This window comes from Rhizobacter sp. (genome assembly GCA_021153565.1).
Classification (GTDB): Bacteria; Pseudomonadota; Gammaproteobacteria; order Burkholderiales; family Burkholderiaceae_C; genus Albitalea.
The window spans coordinates 1-5,475 of record JAJKJU010000099.1; the positions used below are offsets into that span (position 1 = coordinate 1).

Here is a 5,475-nt window from a genome sequence, read left to right on the forward strand (position 1 = left end):
GCTGAGAGTATTTCGATCATGCCCGCTCATCACGTCAAAAGACCCCTGCTCGTCGTTGCAAATGCTCGCCATAGCCCGGGCTATGGCTGCGCTTTGCGCCTGGATCAGGTGCCTTTTGACGCGCTGCTCGGGCACGCTCGAAAAACTCTCAACCTCTGAGAATATTTCGATCATGCCCGCTCGCAAAACTCTCAGCCTCTGACAGAAAAAGGAAAAACACGGGTGGGCATCGATATCCACAACTTGAACCTGCTGGCGCATGCGAAAGACATCGGCGCGAGCTTCGATCGCACGCTGGCGATCGGGCGGCAGGCGCTGTTCATCGAAGACTTCGAGCTGGAGCAGCATCGGCGCCTTCGCGGCTTGCCGCCGCTTGCGGAGCCGGCGATTGCACCAGGCGCGCTGCGCTACTTCGAGCCGTTGATGCAGCAGTGGCTGGGCGCGGGCGTCGCTGATTCCGTCGATGCATCGCCCTACGAGAACGCGCGCCTCATCCATGACATGAACCTGCCGTGGCCGACGAACAGTGTCGAGCGCGGCAGCTACGACGCGGTGCTCGATTTCGGTTGCCTCGAACACGTCTTCAACTTCCCCGTTGCGTGGCGCAATTGTGTGGACTTGTGCCGCGTCGGGGGTCACGTGTTTCATTCGCTGCCGGCCAACAATCTGTCGGGACACGGCTTCTATCAGTTCTCGCCGGAGCTCTTCTTCAACCTCTACCAGGCCAGAAACGGCTTCGAGATGCGCGGGTTGTGGTTCGCGTTGAAGGCTGACCGGCTTCATTGGTGGAAGGTGGCGAACCCGATGGATGTGAAGCGTCGCGTGAACCTGTGCAACAGCCACGAGGTGTACATGCTCGTGATCGCGCGCAAGCTGCGCGAGGTGGGGCCGCTGGCTGCGCCGCAGCAGTCAGACTATGCGCAGGATAAGTGGGTTCATGCGCCGGCTGCCGCTGCGGGTGAGCCGGCTGCGTCGCTGAGAGGGCGACAGAGGGTTGTTCGTCAGCTCGTCCAATGGGGCTTGATCGATGCAATGCGCGCGGGCCGCGAACGATGGCGTGTCGTGCGCAACAGCGGGCTCGATCTGCCGCAGCCTGACTACCAGCGTGTCGACGTGCATTCGCTCGTCAATCGAACGTCGACGCGATGACTCCGCCAATGCGCGTCCTGTTGCTCTGCGATCGCCTGGATATCTCGGGCGGTGTAGAGCGCTTCGTGTGTGCGATGGCGAATCATTTGGCGGGCGAAGGAATGGACGTGGCAGTGGGCAGTGTCGATACGCAGCGGGCGGAGATCCAGTACCCGCTGAACGCATCGGTGCGTGTGCTGACGGGGGATGCAAGGCGGTCTTCGGGCGATGCCGAGGCCGCAAGTTCACGAGTTGCGCGCGCATGGCGGCTTTTGCGCACGCAGTGGCGCGTCGGCCACGCGCTTGCTCGCGTGATTCGATCGGATCGTCCCGACGTGGTCGTGCTCAATGGATTGACCACGGCTTGTTCAGTGCTCGTCCTCGATCGCCGCTTTGCCATGCGAACGATTTGCTGCGACCACAACCACTTCACGGCGAGATCGGCACTGTGGCAGCAGCTGCGGCAGTGGCTGTATCCGAAGGTCGGCGCCGTGGTGAGTCTCACGCGGGCGGACGAACCCCGTTTCCGTGCATTGAATCCGCGCACACAGGTCATCTACAACGCATCGTCGCTGCGCGCTGATGCACCGTCGCTGCCGGACAAGGCCCTGGTTCTTGCGGTAGGGCGGCATGTCGCCCAGAAAGGCTTCGATCTGCTCGTGAAGGCCTGGGCCGCAGTAGCGAAGGCGATGCCCGAAGCGCGCCTTCGAATCGCGGGGGACGGACCGCTGCGCGCGGAGCATGAACGCATCGCAAAAGAACTGGGCGTTGACGACCGGATCGAATGGATCGCGCCGACTGGGCAGATCGAACGCTACTACCGCGACGCCGCCGTGTTCGTCTTGTCTTCGCGGTATGAAGGCATGCCGCTCGCTTTGCTCGAAGCGCAGGCTTTGGGCGTGCCGGCGGTGGCGTTCGACTGTCCGACAGGGCCCGGTGAAATCATCAACGAGCAGACCGGCCGACTCGTGAAGCTGGGCGACGTCAATGCGCTGGCGGCCGCGATCATCGAACTGCTGTCGTCGCCGGCCCTTCGCCGACAAATGGCCCGTGCTGCCATCGAGCGCAGTCGCGAGCACTTCAGTCCGCAAGAGCATGAGCGCCGCTGGACGATGCTTGTGCGCGACGTCGCCGTGCGAAACGCCTACGGAGCGGCCGCATGAAGGTGGTGTCGGTGATCGTCCCATGTCGCAACGAGCACAAGTACATCGAAAGATTTTGTGAAGGAGTGATGCGGCAACAGCTACCGTCGGGATGGCGTCTTCAGCTCGTCGTCGCAGACGGGCAAAGCGACGACGGAACGCGCGAACTGCTGCAGCGCATCGCGGCATCAGAGCCGCGTGTGGCGTGGATCGCCAACCCGAAGCGCATCGTTTCCACCGGACTCAACGCTGCCATGAAGCTGGCGACGGGTGAAGCCATCGTGCGCATGGATGTTCACAGCGAGTACGCCGACGACTATGTCGCCCAGTGCCTGGCGGTGATGGCCGAGACCAGTGCCGACAACGTGGGCGGCCCTTGGCGGGCAGAGCCAGATGCCGACGCCCGGCCGATGCAGCATGCGGTGGCTGCGGCCTTCCAGTCGCGGTGGGTGGCGGGCGGCGCGCTGTCGCGGCAACTCGACTACGACGGTTGGGCCGATACCGTGTACCTCGGAAGCTGGCCGCGCAAGAGCTTCGAGCGCTTCGGCGGATTCGATGAACAGCTCGTGCGCAACCAGGACGATGAGCACAACCTGCGCATCGTGAAAGGCGGTGGACGGGTGTGGCAGTCGTCGCGCATTCGAAGCGTGTATCGGCCGCGTGCTTCGTTGTCGCAAGTGTTTCGACAGTATTTGCAGTATGGATACTGGAAGCCGTTCGTGATGAAAAAGCATGGGCAGGCCGCGTCGGTGCGGCATGCGGTGCCGAGTGTCTTCGTCGCCTTGCTGGGTTTGTCCGCAGTGGTCGCCGCGGTGGGGTTGTCTGTCTGGCCGCTTGTCGTGCTGATCGGGATGTACAGCGCGGCAGTGCTCACCATGACTGCCGCGGTGGCCGTGTCGGCGAAGCCAGGCTTGCCTGTTCTCGTGCGCATCCCCGCCGTCATCGCCGCGTACCACTTCGGCTATGGAATCGGCTCGATCATCGGGTGGTGGGATGTTCTTCGTCACGGCAAAGGCCGTGAACGCTTCGCCAGGCTGACGAGATGAGGCGATGAGCATGAACCAGCACGATCATTCCGCTGAGCCGCAATCCGTTCGCGAGCGCTATGCGCGGCGCGTGCCACACGATCCGCGCTATAGCCTGCTCAATCCGTCGGCGTTGCGGGCGCTGCAAGAGCGGCAACGCGCGATGCTGTCGCTCTTTTCGCGACTCGGCTTCACGGACCTGTCGTTGCTCAAGCTGCTCGAAGTGGGGTGCGGCACGGGCAGCAACCTCATCGAATGCCTGCTCATGGGCTTCATGCCCGAGAACCTTTCGGGCATCGAACTCTTGCCGGAGCGTCATGCGGTGGCGCGCGCACGTTTGCCCGAGCCGGTAACGCTGCTTCAAGGCGATGCCGTACGGCTGGTGCCAGAGGTGGGCAGCGTCGACATCGTGCTGCAGGCAACGGTGTTCTCGTCCCTGCTCGACGACACCTTCCAGCAGCGACTGGCCGACGCGATGTGGTCGGTGGTGAAGCCTGGCGGCGGCGTGCTTTGGTATGACTTCACCGTCGACAACCCGCGCAACCGCGACGTTCGCGGCGTTCCGCTGTCGCGTGTGCGCGCCCTGTTCCCGCATGGGCGGATGCAATCCAGACGAATCACGCTCGCGCCGCTCATCGCACGCGCCGTGACACGCCTCCATCCCTCGCTCTACACATGGTTCAACTTCGTGCCCGCGCTGCGCACCCATGTGCTGTGCTGGATTGCCAAGGTTTGACGCCAGGATTCAGTGCCGGCGAACTCGGCCACGTCGGGCTTGTAGCTGGCGCTTAACGTGTCCGGATGGCTGCATTTTCGCCATGGCGTGGCGAAAATGCAGCCATGTATCAGCGAAAAAGCCGGACTCACCGCGCATCTGCGGGGCCACACTGATCCTGCTGCGCTGGCCTTGTCGCCGCAGCTAGGGCCCTTGCTCGAAACATTCGCCGTGCAGGAAGTGCGGCGCCACCTGCGCTGGGCAGAAACTGCGGCCACTGCCTGGCACTTTCGCACGGCGGCGGGGCAAGAGGTCGATCTGGTGCTCGAAGCGCCCAGTCAGCGGATCGTGGGTGTCGAAGTGAAGGCCTTCGCCAGAGGAATCGTCCTCTACACCGGCGAACAAATCATGCCGTTCGAGGAGCACTTGTGGGCGGTGCCCCTTGGCGTGTTGTGGGCGGGTGGGGGTAGGGCGGCATGATCAAGACGGGGCGCCGCCTGCTGCCGCATCTCGCGCCGCCCAGCGCATGCGCCCACGCCTCCGCATCCCCAAAGTGTCGGAGCACAGGCAGAGTTGAGAGCTAATCTGTTGGTTGTAAATTGACTGTCCCATGTTCAAAATACAAGGAGATTGAAAGGCAGCTTCGAGGTTCAATTGAAGGCAAATGCTGGCCCACCTGCAAGGGCAGTTGTTCAATGCCTCGCAACTGGGCATGTCGCTCGGCGGTGCTTCGCATACCACGGCCGCCCGATATCTCGACGTTCTGGTCGACACGATGATGGTGCGCCGCTTGCAACCGCATCTCGCGAACGTCGGCAAGCGACTGGTCAAGTCACCCAAGGTGTATTTGCGCGACAGCGGCGTGCTGCACGCTCTGCTCGGTATCGCGACCGTGCAGGACTTGCAGGGACACCCCATTGCCGGCGCGTCCTGGGAGGGCTTTGTGGTGGAGCAAGTGGCGGCCGTGCTGCCCCCCGATGCGCAACTGGGCTTCTACCGCACGGCCGCCGGCACGGAACTGGACCTGGTGATTGAGCGCGGCACGCGCAAGGTGGGCGTAGAAATCAAATTCTCGTCCGCCCCCAAACCAACCAAAGGCTTCTGGCAGGTGCTGGAAGATCTGCAAATCGACCGTGCGTATGTGATTGCCCCGGTGTCGCGACGCTACCCGTTGGCCGAGCGAGTGGAAGTGGTGCCGGTGGCGGCTTTGCTCGGCCGGGACGGGGTGTTGCTTAGATTATTCGCGTCCACCCCTCGCTCTACATGTCCCATCCCGTGTGATCATGTGCCAATCCGCAGCTGGCCGCTGTTCCGAGCCAGAGACCTTTTGCGGGGTGTTATCGAAGCCTTCCAACACGAGAAAGGCCAGTGAGTCGAGTCCATCCGCAAGCCCGAACGACGCCGCGCACGCGAGCCGAAATCAATTCCTCGAAAGCGCCCTTGACGGCTGTGGCCGAGCTTTACA

The 5,475-nt window shown here is 63.0% G+C and carries 6 protein-coding genes; all 6 read left to right on the forward strand.

Features of this window, described 5'->3' with window-relative positions; translation table 11 throughout:
- Positions 1 to 222: 222 nt before the first annotated feature.
- The 6 genes from AC30NL_RS06195 to AC30NL_RS06220 all read left to right on the forward strand — a co-directional run bounded on the left by AC30NL_RS06195 (position 223) and on the right by AC30NL_RS06220 (position 5,382).
- Positions 223 to 1,149, forward strand: a complete 927-nt coding sequence (locus AC30NL_RS06195) for a class I SAM-dependent methyltransferase (RefSeq protein WP_489463137.1) — start codon at positions 223 to 225, stop codon at positions 1,147 to 1,149.
- A complete protein-coding gene (locus AC30NL_RS06200; protein WP_489463138.1) occupies positions 1,146 to 2,291 on the forward strand; it encodes a glycosyltransferase family 4 protein in 1,146 nt (381 codons plus the stop codon). Before AC30NL_RS06195 ends, AC30NL_RS06200 begins: the two co-directional genes overlap by 4 nt.
- Positions 2,288 to 3,316, forward strand: a complete 1,029-nt coding sequence (locus AC30NL_RS06205; RefSeq protein ID WP_489463139.1) for a glycosyltransferase family 2 protein — start codon at positions 2,288 to 2,290, stop codon at positions 3,314 to 3,316. Before AC30NL_RS06200 ends, AC30NL_RS06205 begins: the two co-directional genes overlap by 4 nt.
- Before the next feature lie 10 nt (positions 3,317 to 3,326).
- Positions 3,327 to 4,031, forward strand: coding sequence for a class I SAM-dependent methyltransferase (locus AC30NL_RS06210; RefSeq protein WP_489463140.1), 705 nt, complete (start codon positions 3,327 to 3,329; stop codon positions 4,029 to 4,031).
- Positions 4,032 to 4,127: 96 nt separating this feature from the next.
- A complete protein-coding gene (locus AC30NL_RS06215) occupies positions 4,128 to 4,490 on the forward strand; it encodes a DUF4143 domain-containing protein (protein WP_489463141.1) in 363 nt (120 codons plus the stop codon).
- Between the two features lie 184 nt (positions 4,491 to 4,674).
- Positions 4,675 to 5,382 (forward strand): ATP-binding protein, encoded by a 708-nt coding sequence (locus AC30NL_RS06220; RefSeq protein ID WP_489463142.1) that lies wholly within the window; start codon positions 4,675 to 4,677, stop codon positions 5,380 to 5,382.
- Positions 5,383 to 5,475 lie beyond the last annotated feature (93 nt).

What these genes read in the sequence shown, in the direction of transcription:
- AC30NL_RS06220 (WP_489463142.1), top strand. Translation starts at nt 4,675, where the DNA reads ATGCTGGCCCACCTGCAAGGGCAGTTGTTCAATGCCTCGCAACTGGGC.
- AC30NL_RS06215 (WP_489463141.1), top strand. Translation starts at nt 4,128, where the DNA reads ATGCAGCCATGTATCAGCGAAAAAGCCGGACTCACCGCGCATCTGCGG.
- AC30NL_RS06205 (WP_489463139.1), top strand. Translation starts at nt 2,288, where the DNA reads ATGAAGGTGGTGTCGGTGATCGTCCCATGTCGCAACGAGCACAAGTAC.
- AC30NL_RS06210 (WP_489463140.1), top strand. Translation starts at nt 3,327, where the DNA reads ATGAACCAGCACGATCATTCCGCTGAGCCGCAATCCGTTCGCGAGCGC.
- AC30NL_RS06200 (WP_489463138.1), top strand. Translation starts at nt 1,146, where the DNA reads ATGACTCCGCCAATGCGCGTCCTGTTGCTCTGCGATCGCCTGGATATC.